This is a genomic window from Sphingomonas sanxanigenens DSM 19645 = NX02 (genome assembly GCF_000512205.2).
Taxonomy (GTDB): domain Bacteria; phylum Pseudomonadota; class Alphaproteobacteria; order Sphingomonadales; family Sphingomonadaceae; genus Sphingomonas_D; species Sphingomonas_D sanxanigenens.
On the sequence record NZ_CP006644.1, the window covers coordinates 5,422,348 to 5,447,306 of the forward strand.

Genomic DNA, 24,959 nt, shown 5'->3' on the forward strand with positions numbered 1-24,959 from the left:
GCGGCACGGCATCGCCGGTTATCAGCCGGCGATGGCCTTTCCATTGCCCGCCCCCATGCGCCGCGCGCTCGACCTTGCCGCCGCCGCCGCGGCCGCCGGCGAGGTGCCGGTGGGCGCGGTGGTGACGTTCGAGGGGCGAATCGTGGGCGAGGGCGCCAACGCCACCCGCTCTCGCAATGATCCGACCGCGCATGCCGAAATCGTCGCGATCCGCGCCGCAGCCCTGGCGCTGGGCGTCGACCGGCTGGGCGGATGCGACCTGTGGGTTACGCTCGAACCCTGCGCGATGTGCGCCGGCGCCATCGCCCACGCCCGCATTGCGCGCCTCTATTTTGGTGCGGGCGACCCCAAGGGCGGCGGCGTCGCGCATGGTCCGCGCATCTTCTCGCAGCCGACCACGCACCACCGCCCCGAGGTGCATGACGGGTTGGGTGAAGGCGAAGCGTCGCGCCTGCTGGTCGATTTCTTCGCCGCGCGCCGCGGCTGAGCGGGGTCAATCGGTGGTCGGGTAGGTCGCGCGCATATGCGCCACCGATCGCCGCGCGAAATCCGCCAGCCGATCGCCATCGAGGTCGGACAGGCGGTTGACGTAGAGGCAGCCCTTGCCCGCCTTGAGCTTGCCGAGTTGCGCGACCAGCGCATCCGCGCCCTCGAAATCGCGGGGGAAATAAAGCACGAGATTGGCCTTGCGCGGGCTGAAGCCGATCATCGCCATGTCGCCTTCATGCCCGCTGTCGTAGCGATAATGATAGCTGCCGAAACCGATGATCGTCGGCCCCCACATCTTCGCCGCGCATCCGCTGACATCTTCGAGCAGCGTGCGCAGCGATTCGGCATCGGCACGGCGGCGCGCATCGGGCACCGCGGCAATGAACGAATCGACGCTTGCCGCACTCGCATGGGTCTTGATCTGAGCCATCACGCGTCTCCGGTTGTAGCGGGGGCCTGCCGATCCTAAGAGGCGCCCGACTCGGAACGATGAGCGGAACAGGCATGAGCGACAAGATCAACAAGGTGGTGCTGGCATTCTCGGGGGGGCTCGACACCAGCGTCATCCTGAAATGGCTGCAGCAGACCTATGGTTGCGAGGTCATCACCTTCACCGCCGATCTCGGCCAGGGCGAGGAGCTGGAGCCGGCGCGCGCCAAGGCCGAGCTGATGGGCGTGAAGCCCGAGCACATCTTCATCGACGATCTGCGCGAGGAATTCGTCGGCGACTATGTGTTCCCGATGATGCGCGCCAACGCGCTCTACGAGGGGCTCTATCTGCTCGGCACCTCGATCGCGCGGCCGCTGATCGCCAAGCGCCAGATCGAGATCGCCAGGAAGCTGGGCGCCGACGCGGTGAGCCACGGCGCCACCGGCAAGGGCAATGACCAGGTCCGCTTCGAGCTCGGCTATTATGCGCTGCAGCCGGATATCAAGGTGATCGCGCCGTGGCGCGAATGGGATCTCACCAGCCGCACCGCGCTGATCGCCTTCGCCGAGCAGCACCAGATCCCGGTCCCCAAGGACAAGCGCGGCGAGAGCCCCTTCTCCACCGACGCCAACATGCTCCACACCTCCTCCGAGGGTAAGGTGCTGGAAGATCCGTGGGAGGAGGTGCCGGACTATGTCTATTCGCGCACCGTCAATCCGGAAGATGCGCCCGACGCGCCCGAATTCATCACGATCGATTTCGAGCGTGGCGACGGCGTGGCGATCAACGGCGTCGGCATGAGCCCCGCGACCTTGCTCGAGACGCTCAACGACTATGGCCGCAAGCATGGCATCGGCCGGCTCGATCTCGTCGAGAACCGCTTCGTCGGCATGAAGAGCCGCGGCATGTATGAAACGCCGGGCGGCACCATCTATCATCTCGCCCACCGCGGCATCGAGCAGATCACGCTCGATCGCGGCGCCGCGCACCTCAAGGATGAGCTGGCGCCGCGCTATGCCGAGCTGATCTACAACGGCTTCTGGTTCAGCCCCGAACGCGAGATGCTGCAGGCGGCGATCGACTACAGCCAGACCAAGGTGACGGGCACCGTCCGCCTCAAGCTCTACAAGGGCGGCGTCTATGTGGTCGGCCGCAAGTCGCCGAACACGCTCTATTCCGAAAAGGTCGTGACCTTCGAGGACGATGCCGGCGCCTACGACCAGCGCGACGCCGCGGGCTTCATCAAGCTCAACGCGCTGCGCCTGCGCCTGCTGGGTCGCCGCGACGCCTGATCCTCTCTCTCCTCCCCGGCGCAGCGCCGGGGAGGAGAGGCGCTTCAATGCCGGAAGTGGCGCATTCCGGTGAACACCATCGCCAGCCCGGCCGCATCGGCGGCGGCGATGACGCCCTCGTCGCGGATCGAGCCGCCCGGCTGGATCACCGCGGTGGCGCCGGCCTCGACCGCCGCCAGCAAGCCGTCGGCAAAGGGGAAGAAGGCGTCGGAGGCGACCGCGGAGCCGATCGTGCGCGGTTCGGCCCAGCCCGCCTTCTCGGCGGCGTCCTTCGCCTTCCACGCCGCGATCCGCGCGGACTCCAGCCGGTTCATCTGGCCAGCGCCGATGCCCGCGGTCGAGCCGCCCTTGGCGTAGACGATCGCGTTGGATTTCACATGCTTGGCCACCGTCCAGGCGAACAGGCTGTCGGTCAGTTCCTGCTCGGTCGGCGCGCGCTTGGTGACGACCTTCAGCATCTCGCGCGTCACCCGGCCATTGTCGCGTGACTGGACGAGATAGCCGCCGGCGATGCTCTTGAGCATCAGCCCGGGGCGCGCCGGATCGGGCAGTTCGCCGGTCAGCAGCAGGCGCAGATTCTTCTTCTTGGCGAAGATCGCACGCGCCTCTTCGTCGGCGCCGGGCGCCGCAACCACTTCGGTGAAGATCCCGCTGATCGCCTCGGCGGTCGGCCCGTCGAGCGGACGGTTGACCGCGATGATGCCGCCGAACGCCGACACGCTGTCGCAGGCGAGCGCCGCCGCATAGGCTTCGACCAGCGTTTCGCCGGTCGCGACGCCGCAAGGATTGGCGTGCTTCACGATCACCACGGTCGGCGGGCCGTCGCGGAACTCGCTGACCAGCTCCAGCGCCGCGTCGGCGTCGTTGTAATTGTTGTAGCTCAACGCCTTGCCCTGCAGCTGCTCGGCCTGCGCGATGCCGCGGACGTGCGGGCCGGCGGGCACGTAGAGCGCCGCCTGCTGGTGCGGATTCTCGCCATAGCGCAGTTCGTCGCCGCGAACGGCGGTCAGCGCCAGCATGTCCGGGAAGGCCTGGCCCTGGTCGGCGAAGGCGAACCATTGCGAGATCATCGCGTCATAGGCGGCGGTCGCGGCATAGGCCTTGGCGGCGAGGCGGCGGCGGAACGCCAGGCTGGTGGCGCCGCCGGTCTCGGCGAGCGCCGCGATCAGCTCGGCATAGTCGGCGGGATCGGTGACGATCGCGACATGGGCATGGTTCTTCGCCGCCGAACGGACCATCGACGGGCCGCCGATGTCGATATTCTCGATGATCTCGTCACGCTCGGCGCCCTTCGCCACGGTCTGCGCGAAAGGGTAGAGGTTGACGACGACGAGATCGATCGCGCCGATCCCATGCTCCGCCATCGCGGCGAGGTGCGCGGGGTCGTCGCGCACCGCCAGCAGGCCGCCATGGACCTTGGGGTGCAGCGTCTTGACCCGGCCGTCCATCATCTCGGGGAAACCGGTGAGCTCGGAGATGTCCTTCACCGCGAGGCCGGCGTCGCGCAGCGCCTTCGCGGTGCCGCCGGTGGAGACCAGCTCGACGCCATGGCCGGCCAGCGCCTGCCCCAGCGCGACCAATCCGCTCTTGTCGGACACCGAAAGCAGTGCCCGCGCGATCTTCGCATCCGTCATTTCTCTTCAAAAACCCTGTCTATTGACCCGCTCGTTTGAACACCCAGCCGATGGCGGTACCGCCGGCAAGGGCTTCTCCGGAAATCACCAGCTGGCGCGAGCCCCGCGGCCGCGCCTTGCCGTCCACCCACAGGCTTTCCTCGGTGGACAGCATGCCACCGGTGCAGCGGAACTGCCACACGGGGCCGCCGGGCACGCGCAGGAGCGCGCCCTGGCCGTCGGCGAGCGCCGAAATCTCGATGCCCGGCGCCAGATGGAACCGCAGCGCAAAGGCCACGCCATCGCGATGACGCCGCCCGGTGGGTTCCAGCGCGTCGGCACCGGTCAACTCGCGTCCGTCCGCGCTCAGGTTCAGCGTGCGGCGATGGATCAGGCCGAAGCGCCGCGCATAGCCGTCATGGCTTGCCTCCACGCGGCTGCCGCCGTCATTCTCCTGCCGGTCGAGCTCGACCGCGCTCACACCCTTGCCAAGGCTGCCGTCGGGGTGGATCGCGGTCGAATTATGGTCGTTGAGGATCAGCGTCGAATGCGCCGCGGTGGTCCGCAAGCCTTCGGCCAGATCCTGGGGCAGCCAGCCGCCGCCCATGCCGGCGCCACCGCAATTGACGACGATGCGGTGCGGCCCGTCCGACAGTTCGAACGCCAATGTGGAGGCGCAGCCGCCCGTCGCGAGCCGCGATACCGGTGGCGGCGCGGCATCCATGATGACCACGCTGCTGCCCGCCGCCAGCCGCTGATAGCCCCAGTCGCGCGCCTGCCGCAGCGGCCGGGCGCGTACGCCGGTGGCGGCGACCGCCGCCTCGACGCGCTCGGCCCCCAGCGGCCCGCCGCCCTGCCAGCTCGCCATCGCGCCGTCGCCGTGCAGCATGCCGAGCAATGCGGGCACCGCATGGTCGAGCGCCGCCTGCGCCGGCTGGAACAGCCGCTCGCGGCGGCAGGCATAGACCTGGCGCAGCATCGCCAGCAGCTCGATCGTTTCGAGCAGGGCCGCCGGCGACCGGCTGATCAGTCCACCGTCGCCGAAGAAGCCGCTGTCGAGCGCGCGGGCGAACCCCGTCTCGCCGAACGCCCGCCGCGGCTGCCCGCCCGGGATCAGCAGTCCGGCGGCGACCACGCCCGCCCATGCCGCGATCCGCGCGGCGCCCGGCGGGGCACGGTCCGCGCCGCGATCGAGGTGGCGCGCGGCCCGCGCCAGCCCGTTGAGCACTGCCGACCGATAGATCAGGTCGCCCGACGACAGGATCAGCGGGGCATGCGCGGACCACAGCAGGATCCGCCGCGCGCACAGATCATAATGCCATGCCGGGTCGGACACGGTATCGCCGTGCACCGCCAGCCATTTGCGCATGATCGATTCGGCCACCGGCACGGCGGCGGCACGCGTGCCCGCGGTGGCGAGGTCGCGCAGCCAGCCGAAACCGTGAAGATACGCCATCAGCGGCGTCGAGACCTTGAGCTTCGCGAAGTCGAGCTCGGCGATCGGCAGCGTCTCGCCCCGCCACGCGATCTCGCCCTTGAGCAGCGCGATGCCGGCGCGCGCATCGCCGGGCATCGGATCTTCGGGCACCGCGACCAGCTTCAGCGGAAAGCGGCCGCGCAGCCGCAGCGCATGCAGCGGCGTGCGCCAGGTGAAGCGATGGATCTGGTTGGCGAACCGCTCGGTGAGCGACAAACCCTTGTCGCCCCCCACCCGGATCAGCCGCTTGCCTTCGTCGATGCCGTCGGCGTCCGGCTCGATCGGCTCCCGGTCGGTCACCCGCCGCGCAGTGCCCGGATGTTGTCCGCATAGGCATCGGGGCCGCCGCGGAAGGTCGCGGTGCCGGCGACCAGCACATCGGCACCGGCGGCGATCGCCCGCGGCGCGGTGGCGCGATCGATGCCGCCATCCACCTGCAGCCGGATCGGCTTGCCGACCTTGTCGATCATCTTGCGGATCGCCTCGATCTTGCGGAGCTGGCTTTCGATGAAGCTCTGGCCGCCGAAGCCGGGGTTGACGCTCATCACCAGCACGAGATCGACGTCTTCGATCAGATAGTCGAGCATCTTCGCGGGCGTCGCGGGATTGAGGACGACACCGGCCGTCTTCCCCAGCGCCTTGATTGCCTGCACGCTGCGGTGGACGTGCGGACCCGCCTCCGGATGGACGGTGAGGATGTCGGCGCCGGCCTCGGCGAACGCCTCCAGAAAGGCATCCACCGGCGAGATCATCAGATGGACGTCGAGCGGCTTCGCGGTGTGCGGGCGCAGCGCCCTCACCACACCCGGGCCGATCGTGATGTTGGGCACGAAATGGCCGTCCATCACATCGACATGGATCCAGTCGGCGCCGGCCGCGTCGATTGCGCGAACCTCCTCACCCAGCCGTGCGAAGTCGGCAGACAGGATCGATGGCGCGATGAGGATCGGGGAACGGGTCATTGCCCGCGTCCCTAGCCCCGCGATTCGGGCGGTTCAAGCAGCACGCCGCATCCGTGCGATGAAGAAACCGTCGAGTCCGCCCTGCTGCGCGAGCATGCCCGGCAACGTGCGGACCGAGCCGTCGGGGCTGGGCGGGACGCCGGCGGGCAGTTCGTCCGCCGCGACCGGGTCGATCGCATAGTCGGGGTGCGCGGCAAGGAAGCGCTCGAGCTGCGCTTCGCCCTCGGCTGGCTCCAGCGAACAGGTCGCGTAGACCAGCAGCCCGCCCGGCTTCACCCAGTCGGCGATGCGATCGAGCATCGCGGTCTGGACCGCCGCCGCCGCCTTGATTGCCGAGGGCCGCGCGCGATGGAGCACGTCGGGGTGGCGCCGGAAGATGCCGGTCGCGCTGCAGGGCGCGTCGAGCAGCACCGCATCGGCGGGCGCTGCCGGCGCGAACGCCATCACGTCGGCCTCGACCAGATCGGCGGCAAGGCCGGTGCGCTCCAGATTCTCCCGCAGCCGTCCGAGGCGCGGCGCCGAGGCTTCGACCGCGGTCACCGCCCAGCCGGCAGCGGCAAGCTGCATCGTCTTGCCGCCGGGGGCGGCACACAGGTCGAGCACCGTCCGCCCCGCGCCGCTGCCCAGCAGCCGGGCGGGAATCGCCGCGGCCAGATCCTGCACCCACCAGGCGCCTTCGGCATAGCCCGGCAGTTCGCGCACCGGCGTTCCGGCGGGCAGGCGCAGATGGTTGGGGGCAAGCACCTGCGCCTCGGCGATCTCGGGGGTGTCGCCGCGGCCGATGACGAGGTCGATCGGCGCGGGACGGGCGATCGCCGCTTCCGCCGCTGCGATCATCTCGCCCCCCCACGCCGGCCCCCAGCGCATCGCGACCTGCGGCGGCAGCGTCGGCGGCTCGGGCAGGGTCGCGCCGCGGCGCATCACCGTGCCGAACACGCCATGCACCAGCCGGCGCGGGCCGCCATCGACCAGCGGCAGGGTCGTCGCGATCGCGGCATGCGGCGGGGTGCCCAGGATCAGCGCCTGCGCGAAGGCGATGCGCAGCACGAAGCGCGCCTTGGCATCGTCGGGCAGGCGCTGCCGCGTCGCCGAATCGATCAGCTCGTCGAGGTCGGGAAGCCGGCGCAGCACGGTCGCGGCAAGCGCATGCGCCAGCGCACGATCGGATTCGTTCTGGATGCCGCGCGTCGCACCGTCGAGCGCGGCTTCCAGCGGCAGCCCCTGGCGCAGGATCGCGTCCAGCAGCCGCAGCGCCGCGCGGCGGGCGGGAACCCCCGCCCCTTCTTCTCTTGTGGTCATTGCCGAGCCATCGGCGCAAAGCACGGCGGCATAAAGCCCCCTGCAACAAAATTGTCGCCGAACCCGTTTCGTCCGGGGTCACCGCCGGTGCGGATCAAGGGCAGAGCGGCGGCGCGGCGGGGGTGCCGAACCGGTGCCGGCGATCTCCTCCAGCGCAGCGATCCGGTCCGCGGTCGCGGGGTGGGTCGAGAACATGCCCGAGAGCGCTGGCACGATATAGAGCTGCGCGGTCGCGGGATGGCGCGCCACCACCGGATTGGGCACCTGCCGCGCCCCCGCCGCCAGCTTGGCCAGCGCCGAGGCGAGCGCGCGGGGCTTGCCCGAAATCTCGGCACCGCCCCGATCCGCGCCATATTCGCGCGCGCGGCTGATCGCCAGCTGGACGATCATCGCCGCGAACGGCGCGACCAGCACCGCGAGCAGGGTGGCCAGCGCATTGGTGCGATGGTCGCCGCGGAAGAACAATCCGAAGTTGGCGATCATCGAGATGGCACCGGCGATCGTCGCGACCATCGTCATCACCAGCGTGTCGCGGTTGCGGACATGCGCCAGCTCATGCGCCATCACGCCCTCGATCTCGTCGCGGTCGAGCATGCCGAGCAGCCCGGTGGTCGCGGCGACCGCGGCATGGTCCGGATCGCGGCCGGTGGCGAAGGCATTGGGATGCGGGCTGTCGATCACATAGACGCGCGGATTGGGCAGCCCGGCCCGGCGCGCGAGGCGGTGGACGAGGCCGACGAGCTCAGGGCAGGACCGGATGTCGACTTCCTTGGCGTTGTGCATCGAAAGCACGATGCGGTCGGCGTTCCAGTAGGTGAGCAGGTTCATCCCCGCCGCCACCACCAGCGCCAGCACCGCGCCGCGCGGGCCGCCAATGGCCAGGCCGACACCCATGAACAGGGCGGTCAGCGCGGCGAGCAACATGCCGGTCTTCATACCGTTCACTTGGCAAATACCTCCTGACCGACAATGTGGGGATCCTTCGATCCGCTTCAATCAGTCAGGAGCCCGCATATGGCCGGCCAGCGTCCCGCCCACCTCAAGCCGCCCGCGCACCTCTCCAAGAGTCCGCCGGTGCCGAAGCCCGATCCGATCGACGCGCCGCCGCGGATCGATCCGGGCGATGCGAACAATCCGACGCGCTATGGCGACTGGGTGTCGAAGGGGATCGCGATCGATTTCTGACGCCGCGACGGGCGCTGCCTAGCGCCAGCCCAGGAAATCCAGCTTGCCGAGCGGTACGCCCCGATGGCGGAGCACGGCATATGCCGTGGTCACGTGGAAGTAGAAATTGGGCAGCGCGAAGGTCAGCACATAGGATGCGCCGGTGAACTCGCGCTCGCTGGCGCCCGCCTTGAGCGTGACGCTCTTGTCCTCGCTCGCGTCGATCACCGCCGCGTCGGCCTGTTCCAGATAGGCGATCGTCGCCTCGATCCGCCCGCGCAGCTCGACGAAGCTCTGTTCGGTGTCGGGCATTGCCAGCGGCGCACCCGCGCCCAGCCGGGTGACGAGGAAGCGCGCCGTGTCGCTGGCGCGCTGCACCTGCCCCGAAAACGGCATCATGTCGTCATGCAGCCGGGCCTGAACGAGGCCGTCCTCGGCCAGCCCCTCCTTCGCCAGATGGGCTTCGGCGATGACGATGAACCCCGCCAGGTGGCGGAGGCCCGCGATGAGCGGCGGAATGCTGGTCTGATGGAGCGTGGGCACGGCGGGTCTCCTTTTGGGGAATGTCGGGTCAATTCCGGGGGCGATGCGGGGTCATTCTCCCTCGGGTCGCAACGGCCGGGCCAGCAGTTGCTCCACGATCGCATCGACCGACGCGCTGCCGTCGAGCAGCGCGCAGACCGCCTCGACCACCGGCATGTCCACATCCGCAGCGCGCGCCGCATCGCGCAGCACGGGCGCGGTGAAGGCGCCTTCGGCCACGGTGCGACGGTCGGCGAGGAGGTCGGTGGCGGACCTGCCTTCGCCGAGACCGCGGCCCAGCGAGAAGTTACGCGAGCTGGTCGAGGAGCAGGTGAGGACCAGATCGCCGAGCCCGGCGAGGCCAGCCAGCGTCTCCGCCTTCGCGCCGCGCGCCAGCCCGAACCGGGTCATTTCGGCGAAACCCCGGCTGATCAGCGCGGCGCGGGCGTTCTGCCCCAGTCCCGCGCCCTCGACGACGCCGCAGGCGATCGCGAGCACATTCTTGACCGCACCGCCCACCTCGGCACCGATCACGTCGCGTGACGCATAGGGCCGGAAGCCGGGGCTGGCGATGCGCTGCGCCAGTGCCGCGCCAAGCGCCTCGTCATCGCAGGCCAGGGTGATCGCCGTCGGCAGCCCCTGCGCCACTTCATGCGCGAAGGTGGGGCCGGAAAGAACCGCGATCGCCGCCGCCGGCTGCACCTCGAGCGCGACCTCGCTCATCAGCATTGCGCTGCCCGCCTCGATGCCCTTGGCGCAGAGCACCAGCGGCCGATCGCCCGCCGGCAGCATGTGCAATATAGTGCGCATGTGCTGCGCCGGGGTGACGACGAGCAGCGCATCGCATTGCCCGAGGTCCTCGATCGCGGTCGTTGCGCGGATGCCGGGGGCGAGCGGGATGCCCGCCAGATAGAGGCGATTCTCACGATCGGCGTTGATCGCCTCGACCACTTCGGGCTCGCGCGCCCAGAGCAGAACGGGTTCTCCCTCGCCCGCGACGGTCTGCGCCAGCGCCGTGCCCCAGGCGCCTCCCCCGATCACGCCCAGCCGCATCGTCATGCCTTCACTCCCGCGCCACGCGCCTTTTCCGCGGTCGGATCGAGCGGCCAGCGCGGGCGCGCCGGCGCGTCGAGTCCGTCGAACAGCCCGGCGGCGAAACGCTCGGCACCCGCCCAGGCGATCATCGCGCCATTGTCGGTGCACAGCCACAGCGGCGGCGCGACGAAGCGCAGGCCGTTGCGCGCGGCCAGCCCCTCGATCGCGGCGCGGATCGGGGTGTTGGCGGCGACGCCGCCCGCCATCACCAATGCGGTCGCCTGGGGCGCGCGGCCGATGGCGCGCGCGGTGCGATCGATCAGGCAGTCGATCACCGCCTGCTGGAAGGATGCGGCGATATCCTCGGGGCGGTGGATGCCCGCGTCGCGCGCGCGCAGCACCGCGCTCTTGAGACCCGCGAAGGAGAAATGCGGTTCGGCCGAGCCGACCAGCGGACGTGGCAGCGGCACCGCCCCGGGATCGCCGAGAAGCGCCGCGCGCTCCACCGCCGGGCCGCCGGGAAAACCGAGGCCGAGCAGCTTGGCGGTCTTGTCGAACGCTTCGCCCGCGGCATCGTCGATCGTCGTCGCGAGGCGGCGATAGGTGCCGACGCCTTCGACCAGCAGCAACTGGCAATGCCCGCCCGAGACGAGCAGCAGCAGATAGGGAAATTCGAGATCGGGATCGGCCAGGCGCGGGCTCAGCGCATGGCCTTCGAGATGGTTGAGCGCGATCAGCGGCTTGCCCGCGGCATGCGCCAGCGCCTTGGCGGTGACGAGCCCCACCATCACGCCGCCGATCAGCCCCGGGCCGGCGGTCGCGGCGATCGCATCGACCTGGCGCAGCGAAATGCCCGCTTCCGCCAGCGCGGCCTCGACCAGCGGCGTCATCCGCTCGACATGCGCGCGCGCCGCGATTTCGGGCACGACGCCGCCGAACGGGCGATGCGCCTCTTCCTGCCCCGCCAGCTTGTGCGCGAGGATGCGACGATCGGAGGTCACGAGCGCCGCGGCGGTCTCGTCGCAGCTCGATTCAAGGCCGAGGATCAGGCTCATCGCCCCCATCTAGCCACGCCGGGCGCAAGGGCAAGGCGCGGGGGTACCGAAAAGCGGCTCCCCCGTTGCCGTGCAATGGTCTAGCACAGCGTATTATGGCCCTGATTTCCCCCTCCCCGCTCCGTCTCGGCACCCGCGGATCGCCGCTCGCCCTGATCCAGGCCAATATGGTGCGCGCCGCGCTGATCGCCGCGCACGGCCTGGCCGATACTGCCATCGAGATCGTACCGATCCGCACCTCGGGAGACCGCATTCAGGATCGCGCGCTCGCCGAGGTCGGCGGCAAGGCGCTGTGGACCAAGGAGCTCGATCGGGCGCTGCTGGTGGGCGAGGTCGATTTCTGCGTGCATTCGATGAAGGATGTCGAGACGATCCGCCCGCCCGAGATCGTCATCGCCGCGATGCTGCCGCGCGCCGATGTGCGCGACAGGCTGATCGGCGCGCCCTCGGTCGAGGCGCTGCCCGAAGGGGCGGTGGTCGGCACCAGCTCGCCGCGCCGTGCGGCGCAACTCAAGCGGCTGCGGCCGGACGTTTCGACCACCTTGTTCCGCGGCAATGTCGCCACCCGCCTCGCCAAGCTCGAGGCGGGCGAGGCGCAGGCGACCCTGCTCGCCGCGGCCGGGCTCGATCGGCTGGGCCAGCCGGGTATCGGCGCGACGATCCCGATCGAGACGATGCTGCCGGCGCCGGCGCAAGGCGCGGTGGGCATCGAAGCGCGTGCCGACGATGCGGCGACGCGCGCGCTGCTCGCCGCGATCGACGATCGCGACACGCATGATTGCGTGCTGGCCGAACGCGCGTTGCTGGCTGCGCTCGCCGCCGATTGCCGGTCGCCGGTTGGCGCGCTCGCCCGACTGGACGGCGAGTCGATCCTGATCGACGCCGAGATCCTGACCGGCGACGGCAGCGAATCGCGCGCCGGACAGCTTCGCATCGCGCGCGGGGCGCCCGACGACGCTGCGGTTCTGGCGAAGGCGTTGCTCGCGGATGCGCCGCCGGCGCTCGCCGCGCTGTTCGGGGGATGACGGCAAGGCTGCTGATCCTGCGGCCGCAACCCGGCGCCGACGCCACCGCGGCGCGGGCTGCGGCCCTGGGGTTCGGCAGCGTCGTGGCGCCGCTGTTCACGGTCGCGCCGGTCCGTTGGGCGGCGCCCGACCCCGCCGCCTTCGATGCGGTGATGATGACCAGCGCGAACGCGGCACGACTCGGCGGCGCGGCGTTGGCGACCTATCTGGCGCTGCCCCTTTACGCCGTGGGCGCGGCGACCGCGGCGGCGGCGCGCGACGCCGGCTTCGTCGATATCCGGACGGGTGATCGCGATGCGGCGGCGCTGGTCGAACGCGCGGCGCGCGACGGTGTCAGCCGCTTGCTGCACCTCGCCGGTGCCGATCACATCGCGCTCGACGCACCGGGGATCAGCCGCATCATCGTCTATGCCGCGGTCGAACGCGCCGATCCGCTGGCCGGGGTGGTGATCGACGCGGCGACGATCGCGCTGCTCCATTCGCCGCGCGCGGCGGCCGTGCTGGCGGCATTGCTGCCGCCCGAGGCGCGTTCGCGCCTGCGGATCGCTGCGATCAGCGCTGCCACCGCGCGCGCCGCCGGTGACGGTTGGCGCGCGGTCGCCGTCGCCGGGTCGCCCGCCGATCCGGCCTTGCTGGCGGCTGCTGCCGGCTTGTGCGATGTAAACCCCGACAGCGAATGACTTGAGGAACCTTGATGACTGCGGAATCGACGGTGCAGCCGGTGATCGGCCGCCCCCCCGCCGCCCGCCCCTGGCGCAACACGCTGCTCACGGTCGCGATCGCCTTCCTTGCCGGATTGCTGGTGATGGGCTGGGCGATGAGCCATTATGGCGATTCATGGTTCGGACGTGGCGGCGACGCGCCGCAGCGGGATACGTCGCGCGGCGGCGGCGTGCCGGCCGAGGCGGTGGTGCCCGCGCCGGTCTATCCGGCCACGCCGCCATTGACGATCGACACGCGCGTGGCCGATCTCGAATCGCGGCTTTCCAATATCGATGGACATGCGCGCGAGGCTGCCGGCAATGCGACGCGCGCCGAGGGGCTGCTGATCGCCTTTGCCGCGCGGCGCGCGCTCGATCGCGGGATGCAGCTCGGCTATCTCGAAGCGCAGCTGCGCGAACGGTTCGGCCCCACGCAGCCGCGCGCGGTGGCGATGATCGTCGCCGCCTCACGCATGCCGGTGACCCTGGACGATCTGCGTGCCGGGCTCGACGATGCCGCCCCCGAATTGCTGGGCGGAGCAGCGGACGAAGGCTGGTGGGATGGGTTCCGCCGCGAACTCTCGAACCTGGTCGTCGTGCGTCGCAACGATGCGCCATCGCCCGCGCCCGGCGAGCGACTCGCGCGCGCGAAGCGCCGCCTGGAAGGTGGCCGGGTCGATGCGGCGCTTGCCGAGGTCGCGCGCATGCCGGGTCGGGAGAAGGCGCGTGCATGGATCGCCGCCGCGCGCCGCTATGACGAGGCGCGGCAGGCGCTCGATACGATCGAAACCGCTGCGATCACCGAGCCGCGTGCTGCCGCGCTGGCGCCGCCCCCGGTTGCCACGGTGCCACCGGCCGCCGCGGCTGCAGATGCGGCCGTGGCCGACACCGAACGCGCGCCGCCCGCGGGCTGATCGGCGGTCGAAACGAAAAAGCCCGCCGTGCGGCGGGCTTTTTGGCGTCACTTCCGGCAAGGAAGCGTGGAGCGGGCGAAGGGATTCGAACCCTCGACCCCGACCTTGGCAAGGTCGTGCTCTACCCCTGAGCTACGCCCGCCCGGCGCTTGCTTCCCGGTGCGCATCTACGCCCCGGGAGCGGGTGAGGCGGGGCCACTAGCACCGGCTTCGGCAGGTGACAACCCGATGAATCGCTCACGCGGCCACCGATGGCGATTCGGCACGTCCGGAAACGAAAAAGGCCCGCCGGTGGCGAGCCTTTTCGTGTTCCCTTTAAACGCTGGAGCGGGCGAAGGGATTCGAACCCTCGACCCCGACCTTGGCAAGGTCGTGCTCTACCCCTGAGCTACGCCCGCTCGGCGCTTGCTTCCCGGTGTGCCTCAGCACCCCGAGAGCGGGTGAGGCGCGGCCACTAGCATCGGCTCCTGGGGGTGGCAACCCATCAGTTCGATTTTTTCCGGAGAGCGCGCGAATAGGGCGGCCGCCGCGAAAGGGGTTGGCAGCGGGCATCGCCCGCCCCCATATGACTGTGGCAACTCAGTCTGGAGCATGAACTTGGCCACTCTCGGCATGACCGCCGCCGAACGCGAGGCGATCGAGACCTTCAAGCGCGACGTCGTCGAACCCTCGATGACCTCGCTGGTGATCCTCGATTTCTGGGCCGAATGGTGCGGGCCGTGCAAGGCGCTCACCCCGGTTCTGGAAAAGGTCGCTGCGACCTACGCCGACAAGGGCGTCCAGCTCGTCAAGATCAACGTGGATGAGCAGAAGTTCATCGCCGCGCAGTTCCAGATCCGCTCGATTCCCACCGTCTATGCGATCTTCCAGGGCCAGCCGGTCGCTGACCTGACCTCGGCGCGCACCGAATCGCAGCTTTCGCAGATGCTGGACCAGATCCTGCGCCAGCTTCCGATCCAGGGCGAGGCGCAGAGCCTGGCCGCCGACATCGCGCCGCTCATCGAAATGGGTGAGCAGGTGCTGGCCGAGGGCGATGCCGAACGTGCCTTTGCGATCTTCGGCCAGATTGCCGAGATGGCGCCGGAGGATTCGCAGGTGATCTCCGGGCAGGTCCGTGCGCTCGTCGCGCTGGGCAATACCGCCGAGGCGGAGGCGCTGATGGCGACCCTGACGCCCGAACAGGCGAAGGATAGCGCGATCCAGCGCGCGCAGGCTGCGCTGGTGCTCGCCAAGGAAGCGCAGCCGGTCGACGATCTCGCCGGGCTGGTCGCGCGGGTTGCCGCCGATCCCGACGATCATGAGGCGCGCTTCGAGCTTGCCGGCGGCCAGATGGCGGCGGGCGATCGTGAGGGCGCGGCCGATTCGCTGCTGGAGATCATCCGCCGCGACCGCGCATGGAACGACGGCGCCGCGCGCCAGCGGCTGCTCACGCTGTTCGAGGTGGTCGGTCTCGAGGATCCGTGGGTGAGCGCGCAGCGCCGCCGGCTGTCGGCCGTACTGTTCACCTGATGCCGTCCGCCGGCGCCGGCAGCGCGACCGCGCGACTTTCCATCTTTCCGCTCGCCGGCGCGATCCTGTTTCCGCGCATGCAGCTGCCGCTGCACATCTTCGAGCCGCGCTATCGGGCGCTGGTGAGCGATGCGATGGCGCGTGACCGGCGCATCGCGATGATCCAGCCGCGCGCCGCGGGCGATCCCTCGCCCTTGTTCGCGGTCGGCTGCGTCGGCCACATCGCCCATGTCGAGGCGCTCGACGAGGGGCGTTTCAACATCATCCTCTCCGGAGTGGCGCGGTTCCGCCTGATCCGCGAGCTCGACGTGACGACGCCGTTCCGGCAGGTCGAGGCGGTGCTCGAGGACGTCGGCGAACCCGCGGCGCTCGGCATCGCCGCGCGGGCTGCGCTGGAAAGCGAGGCGCGGCGTTTTGCCGATTCGCAGGGCTATGCGGTCGATTGGGAATCGGTCGCGAAGCTCGACGACGAATCGCTGGTCAACGGCATCGCCCAGATCGCGCCGTTCGATGTGGCGGCGAAACAGGCGTTGCTGGAGGCGCCGTTGCTCAACGACCGTGCCGAACTGGTGATGCAGCTCCTGCAGTTCTTCGGCCGCCGGGCGAGCGACGATGACGATGAGGTAACGCTTCAGTGACGGCGGACGGGAACGCGCTCGATCCGACGTTGGTGGCGATTCTCGTCTGTCCGGCGACACGCGCACCGTTGCGCTATGATGCCGAGGCCCGGGAATTGATCTCCGACGCGGCGGGGCTGGCCTATCCGGTACGCGACGGGATCCCGGTGTTGCTGATCGAGGACGCTCGGCCGCTTTCGGACTAAGGGGCGCGATCCGCCCCCTCTTCTCCATGCGGGCGCGTTCAATCCTCGGCGCGACCCAAAACCTGATCGCGATATGCCGACCAGTCGGCGAAGCTCTGCTTCGCTGCCCCGGGATCGTAGAAGGCGCCGGTCTGGCAATCGAGCGCCCTGCCGCCGACCTGCGCGATGATCGCATCGACCGTAGCGATCACCGCGCCGCCGCCTCGCACATGCAGCGCAATGCTCTGGCAGACATCTTCGGCGCCGGTACTCACCTCGATCGACCAGCCTTCCCCTTCGATGATGCCCCATGAAGGATCGGAAAAGTCCGCACCGGGCAAGGCTGCAAGGATGCGATCGATCAACGTCGCGCGGAGGCCGAGCGGCGCGGGCTCGAAATCATCAGGGATGTCTTCGATCGTTGCGACTGGAGGCAGATCCTGAACGGAGATATCCCAGCTCATACCCTGTCCCCGTCGCCCGGATCAGACCGTCATGCCCTGCAGCAGCCGCGGCAGCGCGCCGCTCTCGCCGCGTGCCTCCGCCATGAAGCGGCGCTTCAGCGGCGGGATGCGCTGCACCGCCGACAGGCCGAAGCGGCGGACCGCGCTGGCCGAGCGGCCGGGCATGCCGAACAGGCGGGTCAGCGTGTCGGTGGACGCTGCGACCATCAGCGTGTCGACGCTGCGCCAGCGCTCATAGCGTTCGAGCAGCTGCGCGTCGCCGAGATCGAGCCCCAGCCGCGCGCCATCGACCAGTACCTCGGCGAGTGCAGCGACATCGCGGAAGCCGAGGTTGAGCCCCTGCCCCGCGATCGGATGGATGCCGTGCGCGGCATCGCCGACCAGCGCCAGCCGTTCGCCGGTGATGGTCGTCGCGTGGTGGAAGCCCAGCGGATAGGAGGAACGCGGGGTGATCAGCTTGATCGCGCCCAGGAAGCCGCCCATCCGCTTTTCCAGTTCGGCGGTGTAGGCGCGTTCGGAAAGCGCCAGGAAGCCTTCGGCATCCTTGGTCGCGACCGTCCAGACGATCGCCGAGCGCGTGCCCGGCAGCATCGGCAGGATCGCGAACGGCCCCGCCGGATAGAAGATCTCATAGGCGGTGTTGCCGTGCGGCTTCTCATGATCGATGCCGGCGATCATCGCGACATGATCATATTGCCAGCGCGCGATCTTGATCCCGGCCGCGTCGCGGGTGGGCGAACGGCGCCCCTCGGCGCCGATCAGCAGCGCCGCCTTGAGAACCCGGCCGTCCGCCAATGTCACGCTGACCTCGGTCGCGTTGCGCTCCACCGCCTGCGGCACCGCCGGCATGAGCAATTCGATCAGCGGCTGTTCGAGCACCGCGGCGCGCAGCGCGACGCGCAACTCGCGATTCTCGAACATGTGCCCCAGCGGCTCGTCCTCGGGCGCGGGCTGGAAATCGAGCCCGCCGCCGCCCAGCCCCTCGCTCACCCGGATGCCGGCGATCGCGCAGCCCGGCCCCAGGCGCTCGGCGACGCCGATCGTCTGCAGCATCCGCCAGCTCGAACTCGACACCGCCGAGGCGCGGCCGTCGAACCGTGGGGCGAGCACGCTTGCCGGATCGGCGGGATCGACCACGGCGACGCGCAGGCCCCCGGATGCGAGGGCGAGCGCCAGCGTCTGGCCGACAAGGCCGCCGCCGAGGAGGATCACGTCATAGCGGGTCATGCATCCTCTCTAGCGCGGGATGACGCGGCGGCCAATCCAGCAGACCGATCCCCGATTTACGCACTTGCCCGCACCTGCGCTTGCCGCCAATCATCCCGCCATGTCCGATCTCGATACCTTCATCGCCGGCCTTCCCAAGGCCGAACTGCATATGCACATCGAGGGCAGCCTCGAGCCCGAGCTGATGTTCGCGCTGGCCGAGCGCAACGGCGTCGCGATCCCCTTCGCCTCGGTGGAGGAGGTGCGCGCGGCCTACAGCTTCTCGAACCTGCAGGACTTTCTCGACATCTATTATGCCGGCGCCGGCGTGCTGATCACCGCGCAGGATTTCCATGACCTCGCCGCCGCCTATTTCGCGCGCGCCGCCGCTGACAATGTGCGCCATGCCGAGATCTTCTTCGATCCGCAGACGCACACCGATCGCGGCATCGACCTGGCGACGGTGATGGAGGGGCTGCTCTCCGCGATCGACGAGGCGGCGGAACGCCATGGCGTCACCGCGCGGCTGATCCTCTGCTTCCTGCGCCATCTCGACGAGGATGCCGCCTTCGCGACTCTGGAGGCCGCCGAGCCATGGCTGGACCGCATCACCGGCGTCGGCCTCGATTCGTCCGAGGTCGGCCATCCGCCCGCGAAGTTCGCGCGTGTCTTCGCGGCCGCCCGGGCCAGGGGGCTGCGCATCGTCGCGCATGCCGGCGAGGAGGGACCGCCCGAATATGTCCATGAGGCGCTGGACCTGCTGGAGATCGAGCGGCTCGACCATGGCAATCGCGCGCTGGAGGATCCGGCGCTCGTCGTGCGGCTGGCGCGCAGCGCGATGACCTTCACGGTCTGCCCGCTTTCCAACCTCAAGCTGTGCGTGGTCGACGACATCGCCGACCATCCGCTGCCCAGGATGCTGCGGCAGGGGCTGCGCGTGACGATCAATTCGGACGATCCGGCCTATTTCGGCGGCTATGTGAACGACAATTTCCGCGTGCTTGCCGCGGCCGGCGGGATCGACCGCGACGATGCGGTGACGCTGGCGCGCAACAGCTTCCTCGGTTCTTTCCTTCCCGACGACGTCGTTGCCTTGCACCTCGCCGCGCTCGACGAGTATGTGGCCGCCCATGCCTGACTTCGCACCGATCACCCACGAAACCTTCGTCGCCGATGTGCTGGCGATCGCCGCCACACTGGCCGACGATGACTGGAAGCCGCACTGGCTGGTCGGCGTCGGCCGGGGCGGGCTCGTCCCCGGTGCCTATCTGAGCCAGGCGACGGGCATCCAGCTGCTCAGCGTCGACGTGTCGAGCAGGCATATCAGCTTCGCCGACGAACTGCTGGAGAAGCTGGCGGCGGAGACGCGCGCCGGGCAGCGCCTGCTGATCGTCGACGACATCAATGATTCGGGGAAGACGATCGGCTATCTGCGCCGCGCGATCGGCGAGGCGGGCGGCGTGCCGGATCACGTCCGCGTCGCGGTGCTCATCAACAACATCCGCTCGCAGGCGCATGTCGATTATTGCTCGCGCACGATCGACCGCGCGAGCGACAAGCGCTGGTTCGTGTTTCCATGGGAAGCGCTGGCGCCCGAAACCAGGCTGGTCGAAGACGCCGCCGACGTGCCGGAACGGCTGGCTTGACGCGGAGTCCCGCCTCGGCGATTGTTCGGCGCTGGAACATTTGACGCACAAAAACGGGGAAACGCGATGGCGAGCCGCGCGGCAACACCCGCAAAGGCGGGCGCATCCGGCGCGACGGGGCCGGGCTGGCGCGACGGCGTGAAGCGCCGTGCGGTGCGCAGCGGTGCGCTTGCCGGCGCCCTCCTGCTCATTCTGGCGACGATCCTGCTGGTGCTGGCGCTTGCCAGCTATCATCCGAGCGACCCGGCGCTGAACACCGCCGCGGGCGGCCCCGCGCAGAACCTGCTGGCGCTGCCCGGCGCCTATCTGTCCGATCTGCTGCTGGTGTTGTTCGGCCCCTGCGCCGGCCTTCTGGCGCCGCTGATGCTGGTGATCGCGGTGCGGCTGTGGCGCGGCGTGCCGACCGGCGGCTGGCGCGGCATGCTGGTGCGGGCCGCGATCGGCATCGTGTTGATCGGTGCCGGCGTTTCCCTGATCAAGCCCGGCTCGGTCGCGGGGCTGCCGGCAGGTGCTGGCGGCGTGATCGGCCTTGCGCTCGCGCAGGGGGTGGGCTGGGCGCTCCACTTTATCGGCGATGCGCGAATCATCTGGTGGTCGGCGCTGGCGATCGGCGCGCTCGTCGGCATCGGCGGTGTCGCGCTGTGGGCGCGCAGCCTCGGCCTGGACGACGTCGAGCGCGCCTGGCTGTTCCGTCGCCGCGGCGGCGAATCGCGCCGTACCCGCGCCGAGGCGGACGCGGGGGACGAGGTGATCGACGACGCGGTCGAGGAGCCGCGGCGTCCCGTACCGGCGGCGCGCCGGCCCGAGCGCGTTCGGGACGATGAGGAACTGGTGGCAGACCCGATGCCGCGCGCGCCGGCGCCGACCGAGGAGCGTCCCCGCCCGGTGATCGCCGACCGCCCCGCGCCGCCGTCGCAGGTGGCGCAGCGGCCGCCCCGGCAGACCTCGCTCGACCTGCGCGACAATTACACGCTGCCGCCGCTCGAACTGCTCAAGGCGGCGCCGCCCAGCACCGGCCAGCAGATCGACAAGGCGGGGCTCGAGCGCAACGCCCGGCTGCTCGAATCGGTGCTCGACGACTTCCATGTGAAGGGGTCGATCGTCGAGGTGCGTCCGGGGCCGGTCGTCACCATGTATGAACTGGAACCGGCGGCGGGCATCAAGGCGAGCCGCGTGATCCAGCTGGCCGACGATATTGCGCGCAACATGTCGGCGCTGTCGGCGCGCGTCGCGACGATTCCCGGCCGCAGCGTGATCGGCATCGAGCTGCCCAACCAGAAGCGCGAGATGGTCGTGCTGCACGAACTGATCGCCTCGCAATCGTTCGAGGATATGTCGGCGCAGCTGCCGATCGTGCTCGGCAAGAACATCGCCGGCGATCCGGTGATCGCCGATCTTGCGCCGATGCCGCATCTGCTCGTCGCCGGCACCACCGGCTCGGGCAAGTCGGTCGGCCTCAACTGCATGATCATGTCGCTGCTCTACCGGCTGACTCCGGACCAGTGCCGGATGATCATGATCGATCCGAAGATGCTCGAACTGAGCATCTATGACGGTATCCCCCATCTGCTCTCCCCCGTCGTCACCGAGCCCGCGAAAGCGGTGCGCGCGCTGAAATGGGCGGTGGAGCAGATGGAGGACCGCTATCGCATGATGGCGTCGATCGGCGTGCGCGGGCTCGCCAGCTTCAACGAGAAGGTGCGCGGCGCCAAGTCCAAGGGGCAGGATCTCGGCCGCCGCGTGCAGACCGGCTATGATGCCGAGACCGGCCAGCCGATCTACGAGGAAGAAAAGCTCGAATACGAACCGCTGCCGCAGATCGTCGTCATCGTCGACGAGCTGGCCGACCTGATGATGACCGCCGGCAAGGAGGTCGAATTCCTGATCCAGCGGCTGGCGCAGAAGGCGCGCGCGGCGGGCATCCACCTGATCATGGCGACGCAGCGCCCCTCGGTCGACGTCATCACCGGCGTCATCAAGGCCAATCTGCCGACGCGAATCAGCTTCTCGGTGACCAGCAAGATCGACTCGCGCACGATCCTGGGCGAACAGGGCGCCGAACAGCTGCTGGGCAAGGGCGACATGCTCTACATGCCCGGCGGCAAGCAGATCGCGCGCGTCCACGGCCCCTTCGTCAGCGACGAGGAAGTCCGGCTGGTGACCGACCATTGGCGCGCGCAGGGCGCGCCCGAATATATCACCGCCGTGACCGAGGAGCCCGAAGACGGCGGCTACAGCATCGACGGCGCGCCGGAGGGCGACGACAGCCCCGAAGAGCAGATGTATCGCAAGGCGGTGCAGCTCGTCGCGGAAAGCCAGAAGGCATCGACGAGCTGGCTGCAGCGCCAGTTGCGCGTCGGCTACAACAGCGCCGCGCGCCTCATCGAGCGGATGGAGCGCGAGGGGCTGGTGTCCCGCCCCGACCATGTCGGCCGGCGCGAGGTGCTGGTCGAGCAGGACGGTTCGCCGCGCTGAGCGGCGCCCGACGCGCAACCGAAGGGTTCAGGGCGCGTTCAACGCCATCCGGCCAACCCTGCGCCGCATGAATGGAAAGAACATGACCCGATCCTTCCGCTTCGCGCTTACCCTCGGTTCGGCGAGCGTCGTCCTCGCGCCGCTGGCGCTTTCGACCGGCGCGGTCGCGCAATCGGCACCCGCCGACTCGGGCGTTGCCCAGGTGCAGGCGCACATGAAGGCGGTGCAGACGATGACCGCGGCCTTCTCCCAAACCGACCGTGCCGGCCGCACCGTGACCGGCACGATGACGCTGAAGCGCCCCGGCAAGGTGCGCTTCGCCTATCAGAAGGGCGTCGACACGCTCGTCGTCGCAGATGGCAAGTCGCTCTACTTCATCGACTATTCGGTCCGGCAGCTATCGCGCTGGCCGATCGGCAACTCGCCGCTCGCGGTGCTGCTTAACCCCGACAAGGATCTGGCGCGCGTCGCCAAGGTCGTGCCGGGTATCGATCCGCGGCTGTTGCTCGTCGAGGCGCGCGATCCCAAGCGGCCGGAATTCGGCGCGATCACCCTGGCCTTCGCGCGCACCCCGTCCGCGCCCGCCGGGCTGATGCTGCAGGGCTGGGTGGCGATCGATTCGCAGAACAACCGCACCACGGTTCGCCTGACCGACCAGAAGTTCAACGCGCCCGTGGCGGACAGCGTCTTCAAGTTCAAGGATCCGCGTCCGCAGGGGCCGCGCATGCGGTGACGGCCTGAACCGTCCCCGAACATTACATTTTCGTCATTCATCCCTGTGTAAGCTTCGACTCGCTACATAGGTCATGCGGTCGCGGAGCCGGTGGGATTTTCCCCCTGTTGCCTACCTACGCTTCGCGACCTGCCTGCGTGACGAACGCCAGGTCGGCCCCCGCTCCATGCCCCCGGAGCGGGGGTCTTTCCTTTTGGGGCAGCGCGCAATCCGGCTGCGGAAAAGCGATTTCCCCCGAACGGCGCGTGGTTTAGAGCGCCGCAATGAACGACCGCCTCAAGATCGCGTCCTGGAACATCAATTCGGTCCGCGCCCGAATCGACATCGTCGAGCGGCTGCTGCGCGAGGAAGAACCCGACATCCTGTGCCTGCAGGAAACCAAGGTCGTGAACGATATCTTCCCCACCGCGATGTTCCACCAGCTCGGCTATACCCATCAGGTGCTGCACGGCCAGCCGATGCACCATGGCGTCGCCATCCTCAGCCGCGTGCCGATGCGCGAGGACGACCGGCTGGACTGGCAGGCCAATGGCGAGCCCCGCCACATCGGCGTCCAGCTCGAGAACGGATTCCGCCTCGAGAATGTCTATGTGCCCGCGGGTGGCGACATCCCGGATCGCACGCTCAATCCCAAATTCGGCCAGAAGCTGGATTTCGTCGAGCGGATGACGCGCTGGTCGGAGACGCTGAAGACCCCCACCCTGATCGTCGGGGATTTCAATATCGCACCGCTGGAAAGCGACGTGTGGAGCCACAAGCAGTTGCTCGACGTCGTCAGCCACACCCCGATCGAGGTCGAGGCGCTGGCGGGTATGCAGGCCGCGCATGGCTGGGTCGATCTCGGCCGGACCTTCATTCCCGCACCCGAGCGCTATTACAGCTGGTGGAGCTATCGCGCGAAGGACTGGGCGGCCAGCGACCGCGGCCGCCGGCTCGACCATATGTGGGCAAGCCCGCAGCTCGCGGCGCAGGCCACGACGCACCGCGTGCTCGAACCGTGCCGGAGCTGGACCCGGCCGTCCGACCATGTGCCGCTGATCGTCGAGTTCGAATTTTGAGCGACCCGCGCGCCGCGGCCCGTGCGATCGACGCGCTGCGGCGCGGCTGGCCGGTCACGATCGCGGATGGCGACGATGCGATCGGCCTGCTTGCGATCGAGGCGGCGGACGACCAGCGACTCGCGGCGTTCGATCCGGGCGGGCAGGCCGACGTGCTGATCTCCGCGGCGCGCGCGGCGACGCTCAAGCTCGCCAACCAGCGCGACGCCGCCGAACCCGGGCTGCCGGTGCGCATCGCCCGCACGCCCTGGCTCGACCTGGCGACCGCGACCGCGATCGCCGATCCGGTGCTCGACCTCGCGACCCCGCTCAAGGGCCCCTTCCGCGCGGTCGCCACCGAAGCGCCGGGCGCGTCGGCGGCGGCGCTCGAACTGGCGCGGATCGCCGGATTGATGCCGGCCTTCTTCGTGCGCGGCGGCGACAGCGAAGATTCTTCGCTGATCACGCCGGCGGACATCGCTGCGCATGAGGATGCCACGCGGCTGTGCATCGCGACGCGTGCGCGGCTGCCCGTCACCGCGTCCGAGCAGGCCGAGATCATCGCGTTCCGCAGCCCCGAACATGCCGGTGAGCATGTCGCGCTGGTCATCGGCTCCCCCAACGGCACCACCCCGCTCGTCCGCCTGCACAGCGAGTGCCTGACGGGCGACGTGCTCGGCAGCCTCAAATGCGATTGCGGGCCGCAGCTCGATGCCGCGCTGCACGCGATCGCGGCGGCGGGCTGGGGCATCCTGCTCTATCTGCGGCAGGAAGGGCGCGGCATCGGCCTCGTCAACAAGCTGCGTGCCTATGCGCTGCAGGATCAGGGGTTCGATACGGTCGATGCCAATCTTCGGCTGGGCTTCGCGGTCGACGCGCGCGATTTCGGTGTCGCGGCGCAGATGCTGAAGCTGCTAGGGCAGACGCGGGTGCGGCTGATGACCAACAATCCCGAAAAGGTCGCCGGGCTGGAAGCGGCGGGCATCACCGTTGCGCAACGGGTACCGCACGCGCTGCCCGCCAATCCGCACAATGCGCGCTATCTGGAAACCAAGCGCGACCGCACCGGCCACCAGCTTTAGGCTACCCGCACATGGTCCATCCCCGTC

General features: G+C 69.5%; 26 protein-coding genes and 2 tRNA genes. 15 read left to right on the top strand and 13 right to left on the bottom strand.

The features are described 5' to 3' along the window. Positions 1-31 precede the first annotated feature (31 nt). Entirely contained in the window at positions 32-487 is a 456-nt protein-coding gene (locus NX02_RS24865) for a nucleoside deaminase (RefSeq protein WP_039996826.1), read from the top strand. A 6-nt stretch (positions 488-493) separates the two neighbouring features. Here the strand turns inward: NX02_RS24865 and NX02_RS24870 are convergent, their stop codons facing one another. Beyond that, a complete protein-coding gene (locus tag NX02_RS24870) occupies positions 494-919 on the bottom strand; it encodes a DUF1801 domain-containing protein (protein WP_025294877.1) in 426 nt (141 codons plus the stop codon). A gap of 74 nt (positions 920-993) precedes the next feature. Here NX02_RS24870 and NX02_RS24875 point away from each other — a divergent pair, with 74 nt between their 5' ends. After that, positions 994-2,211: an argininosuccinate synthase gene (locus tag NX02_RS24875; RefSeq protein WP_025294878.1), complete on the top strand. Its 1,218-nt coding sequence runs from the start codon at positions 994-996 to the stop codon at positions 2,209-2,211. 44 nt (positions 2,212-2,255) lie between these two features. On the opposite strand, the gene purH is transcribed toward NX02_RS24875, so the two are convergent. From purH to NX02_RS24900, 5 genes are all read right to left on the bottom strand, one after another. Next, positions 2,256-3,845, bottom strand: a complete 1,590-nt coding sequence (gene purH, locus NX02_RS24880; RefSeq protein ID WP_025294879.1) for a bifunctional phosphoribosylaminoimidazolecarboxamide formyltransferase/IMP cyclohydrolase — start codon at positions 3,843-3,845, stop codon at positions 2,256-2,258. A gap of 19 nt (positions 3,846-3,864) precedes the next feature. Beyond that, positions 3,865-5,601 carry a heparinase II/III family protein gene (locus NX02_RS24885; protein WP_025294880.1) on the bottom strand — a complete coding sequence of 579 codons (1,737 nt, stop codon included), beginning with the start codon at positions 5,599-5,601 and terminating at the stop codon, positions 3,865-3,867. Continuing rightward, positions 5,598-6,263 carry a ribulose-phosphate 3-epimerase gene (rpe, locus tag NX02_RS24890; RefSeq protein ID WP_025294881.1) on the bottom strand — a complete coding sequence of 222 codons (666 nt, stop codon included), beginning with the start codon at positions 6,261-6,263 and terminating at the stop codon, positions 5,598-5,600. The genes NX02_RS24885 and rpe overlap by 4 nt, the downstream gene beginning before the upstream one ends. Before the next feature lie 33 nt (positions 6,264-6,296). Continuing rightward, entirely contained in the window at positions 6,297-7,562 is a 1,266-nt protein-coding gene (locus NX02_RS24895) for an RsmB/NOP family class I SAM-dependent RNA methyltransferase (RefSeq protein WP_025294882.1), read from the bottom strand. 78 nt (positions 7,563-7,640) lie between these two features. Next, positions 7,641-8,507: a M48 family metalloprotease gene (locus tag NX02_RS24900; RefSeq protein ID WP_025294883.1), complete on the bottom strand. Its 867-nt coding sequence runs from the start codon at positions 8,505-8,507 to the stop codon at positions 7,641-7,643. A 69-nt stretch (positions 8,508-8,576) separates the two neighbouring features. On the opposite strand from NX02_RS24900, the gene NX02_RS31815 reads away from it, so the two are divergent. Then, positions 8,577-8,747 carry a DUF1674 domain-containing protein gene (locus NX02_RS31815; protein WP_084718073.1) on the top strand — a complete coding sequence of 57 codons (171 nt, stop codon included), beginning with the start codon at positions 8,577-8,579 and terminating at the stop codon, positions 8,745-8,747. Positions 8,748-8,765: 18 nt separating this feature from the next. On the opposite strand, the gene NX02_RS24905 is transcribed toward NX02_RS31815, so the two are convergent. From NX02_RS24905 to tsaD, 3 genes are read right to left on the bottom strand one after another with little or no spacing between them, the layout of a single operon-like run. Then, on the bottom strand, positions 8,766-9,269 hold the full coding sequence (locus tag NX02_RS24905) for a DUF1993 domain-containing protein (protein WP_025294884.1): 504 nt from the start codon (positions 9,267-9,269) through the stop codon (positions 8,766-8,768). Between the two features lie 51 nt (positions 9,270-9,320). After that, positions 9,321-10,301 carry an NAD(P)H-dependent glycerol-3-phosphate dehydrogenase gene (locus NX02_RS24910; protein WP_025294885.1) on the bottom strand — a complete coding sequence of 327 codons (981 nt, stop codon included), beginning with the start codon at positions 10,299-10,301 and terminating at the stop codon, positions 9,321-9,323. Positions 10,302-10,303: 2 nt separating this feature from the next. Further along, positions 10,304-11,338, bottom strand: a complete 1,035-nt coding sequence (tsaD, locus tag NX02_RS24915) for a tRNA (adenosine(37)-N6)-threonylcarbamoyltransferase complex transferase subunit TsaD (protein WP_025294886.1) — start codon at positions 11,336-11,338, stop codon at positions 10,304-10,306. A gap of 95 nt (positions 11,339-11,433) precedes the next feature. Here tsaD and hemC point away from each other — a divergent pair, with 95 nt between their 5' ends. Genes hemC through NX02_RS24930 form a run of 3 tightly spaced genes read left to right on the top strand, consistent with a single transcriptional unit; the run spans position 11,434 to position 13,978 of the window. Continuing rightward, positions 11,434-12,363: a hydroxymethylbilane synthase gene (hemC, locus tag NX02_RS24920; protein WP_039996827.1), complete on the top strand. Its 930-nt coding sequence runs from the start codon at positions 11,434-11,436 to the stop codon at positions 12,361-12,363. Beyond that, positions 12,360-13,043 carry a uroporphyrinogen-III synthase gene (locus NX02_RS24925; protein ID WP_025294888.1) on the top strand — a complete coding sequence of 228 codons (684 nt, stop codon included), beginning with the start codon at positions 12,360-12,362 and terminating at the stop codon, positions 13,041-13,043. Before hemC ends, NX02_RS24925 begins: the two co-directional genes overlap by 4 nt. 14 nt (positions 13,044-13,057) lie before the next feature. Then, positions 13,058-13,978: a hypothetical protein gene (locus tag NX02_RS24930; protein ID WP_025294889.1), complete on the top strand. Its 921-nt coding sequence runs from the start codon at positions 13,058-13,060 to the stop codon at positions 13,976-13,978. Positions 13,979-14,045: 67 nt separating this feature from the next. Here NX02_RS24930 and NX02_RS24935 read toward each other — a convergent pair. Further along, a tRNA-Gly gene (locus NX02_RS24935) sits at positions 14,046-14,120 on the bottom strand. Between the two features lie 181 nt (positions 14,121-14,301). Continuing rightward, a tRNA-Gly gene (locus NX02_RS24940) sits at positions 14,302-14,376 on the bottom strand. 214 nt (positions 14,377-14,590) lie between these two features. Between NX02_RS24940 and NX02_RS24945 the strand changes: the two genes are divergently transcribed. Genes NX02_RS24945 through NX02_RS24955 form a run of 3 tightly spaced genes read left to right on the top strand, consistent with a single transcriptional unit; the run spans position 14,591 to position 16,310 of the window. After that, positions 14,591-15,487: a tetratricopeptide repeat protein gene (locus NX02_RS24945; RefSeq protein ID WP_025294890.1), complete on the top strand. Its 897-nt coding sequence runs from the start codon at positions 14,591-14,593 to the stop codon at positions 15,485-15,487. Then, entirely contained in the window at positions 15,487-16,125 is a 639-nt protein-coding gene (locus tag NX02_RS24950) for an LON peptidase substrate-binding domain-containing protein (RefSeq protein ID WP_025294891.1), read from the top strand. Before NX02_RS24945 ends, NX02_RS24950 begins: the two co-directional genes overlap by 1 nt. Further along, positions 16,122-16,310 carry a Trm112 family protein gene (locus NX02_RS24955; RefSeq protein WP_025294892.1) on the top strand — a complete coding sequence of 63 codons (189 nt, stop codon included), beginning with the start codon at positions 16,122-16,124 and terminating at the stop codon, positions 16,308-16,310. Before NX02_RS24950 ends, NX02_RS24955 begins: the two co-directional genes overlap by 4 nt. A gap of 38 nt (positions 16,311-16,348) precedes the next feature. On the opposite strand, the gene NX02_RS24960 is transcribed toward NX02_RS24955, so the two are convergent. Next, the gene (locus NX02_RS24960; protein WP_025294893.1) at positions 16,349-16,753 is read right to left on the bottom strand and encodes a hypothetical protein; all 405 of its coding nucleotides are present in this window, start codon (positions 16,751-16,753) and stop codon (positions 16,349-16,351) included. A 21-nt stretch (positions 16,754-16,774) separates the two neighbouring features. Continuing rightward, the gene (locus tag NX02_RS24965; RefSeq protein ID WP_025294894.1) at positions 16,775-17,980 is read right to left on the bottom strand and encodes a UbiH/UbiF/VisC/COQ6 family ubiquinone biosynthesis hydroxylase; all 1,206 of its coding nucleotides are present in this window, start codon (positions 17,978-17,980) and stop codon (positions 16,775-16,777) included. Positions 17,981-18,080: 100 nt separating this feature from the next. Between NX02_RS24965 and NX02_RS24970 the strand changes: the two genes are divergently transcribed. The 6 genes from NX02_RS24970 to ribA all read left to right on the top strand — a co-directional run bounded on the left by NX02_RS24970 (position 18,081) and on the right by ribA (position 24,932). Beyond that, positions 18,081-19,097: an adenosine deaminase gene (locus NX02_RS24970; protein WP_025294895.1), complete on the top strand. Its 1,017-nt coding sequence runs from the start codon at positions 18,081-18,083 to the stop codon at positions 19,095-19,097. Further along, positions 19,090-19,605: a phosphoribosyltransferase gene (locus tag NX02_RS24975; RefSeq protein ID WP_025294896.1), complete on the top strand. Its 516-nt coding sequence runs from the start codon at positions 19,090-19,092 to the stop codon at positions 19,603-19,605. Before NX02_RS24970 ends, NX02_RS24975 begins: the two co-directional genes overlap by 8 nt. 66 nt (positions 19,606-19,671) lie before the next feature. Continuing rightward, positions 19,672-22,080 (top strand): DNA translocase FtsK, encoded by a 2,409-nt coding sequence (locus tag NX02_RS24980; protein WP_025294897.1) that lies wholly within the window; start codon positions 19,672-19,674, stop codon positions 22,078-22,080. An 82-nt stretch (positions 22,081-22,162) separates the two neighbouring features. After that, positions 22,163-22,813, top strand: coding sequence for a LolA family protein (locus NX02_RS24985; protein ID WP_039998075.1), 651 nt, complete (start codon positions 22,163-22,165; stop codon positions 22,811-22,813). A gap of 263 nt (positions 22,814-23,076) precedes the next feature. Beyond that, on the top strand, positions 23,077-23,871 hold the full coding sequence (locus NX02_RS33755; protein WP_025294899.1) for an exodeoxyribonuclease III: 795 nt from the start codon (positions 23,077-23,079) through the stop codon (positions 23,869-23,871). After that, entirely contained in the window at positions 23,868-24,932 is a 1,065-nt protein-coding gene (gene ribA / locus NX02_RS33760; protein WP_025294900.1) for a GTP cyclohydrolase II, read from the top strand. The genes NX02_RS33755 and ribA overlap by 4 nt, the downstream gene beginning before the upstream one ends. The last annotated feature ends 27 nt before the right edge of the window (positions 24,933-24,959 follow it).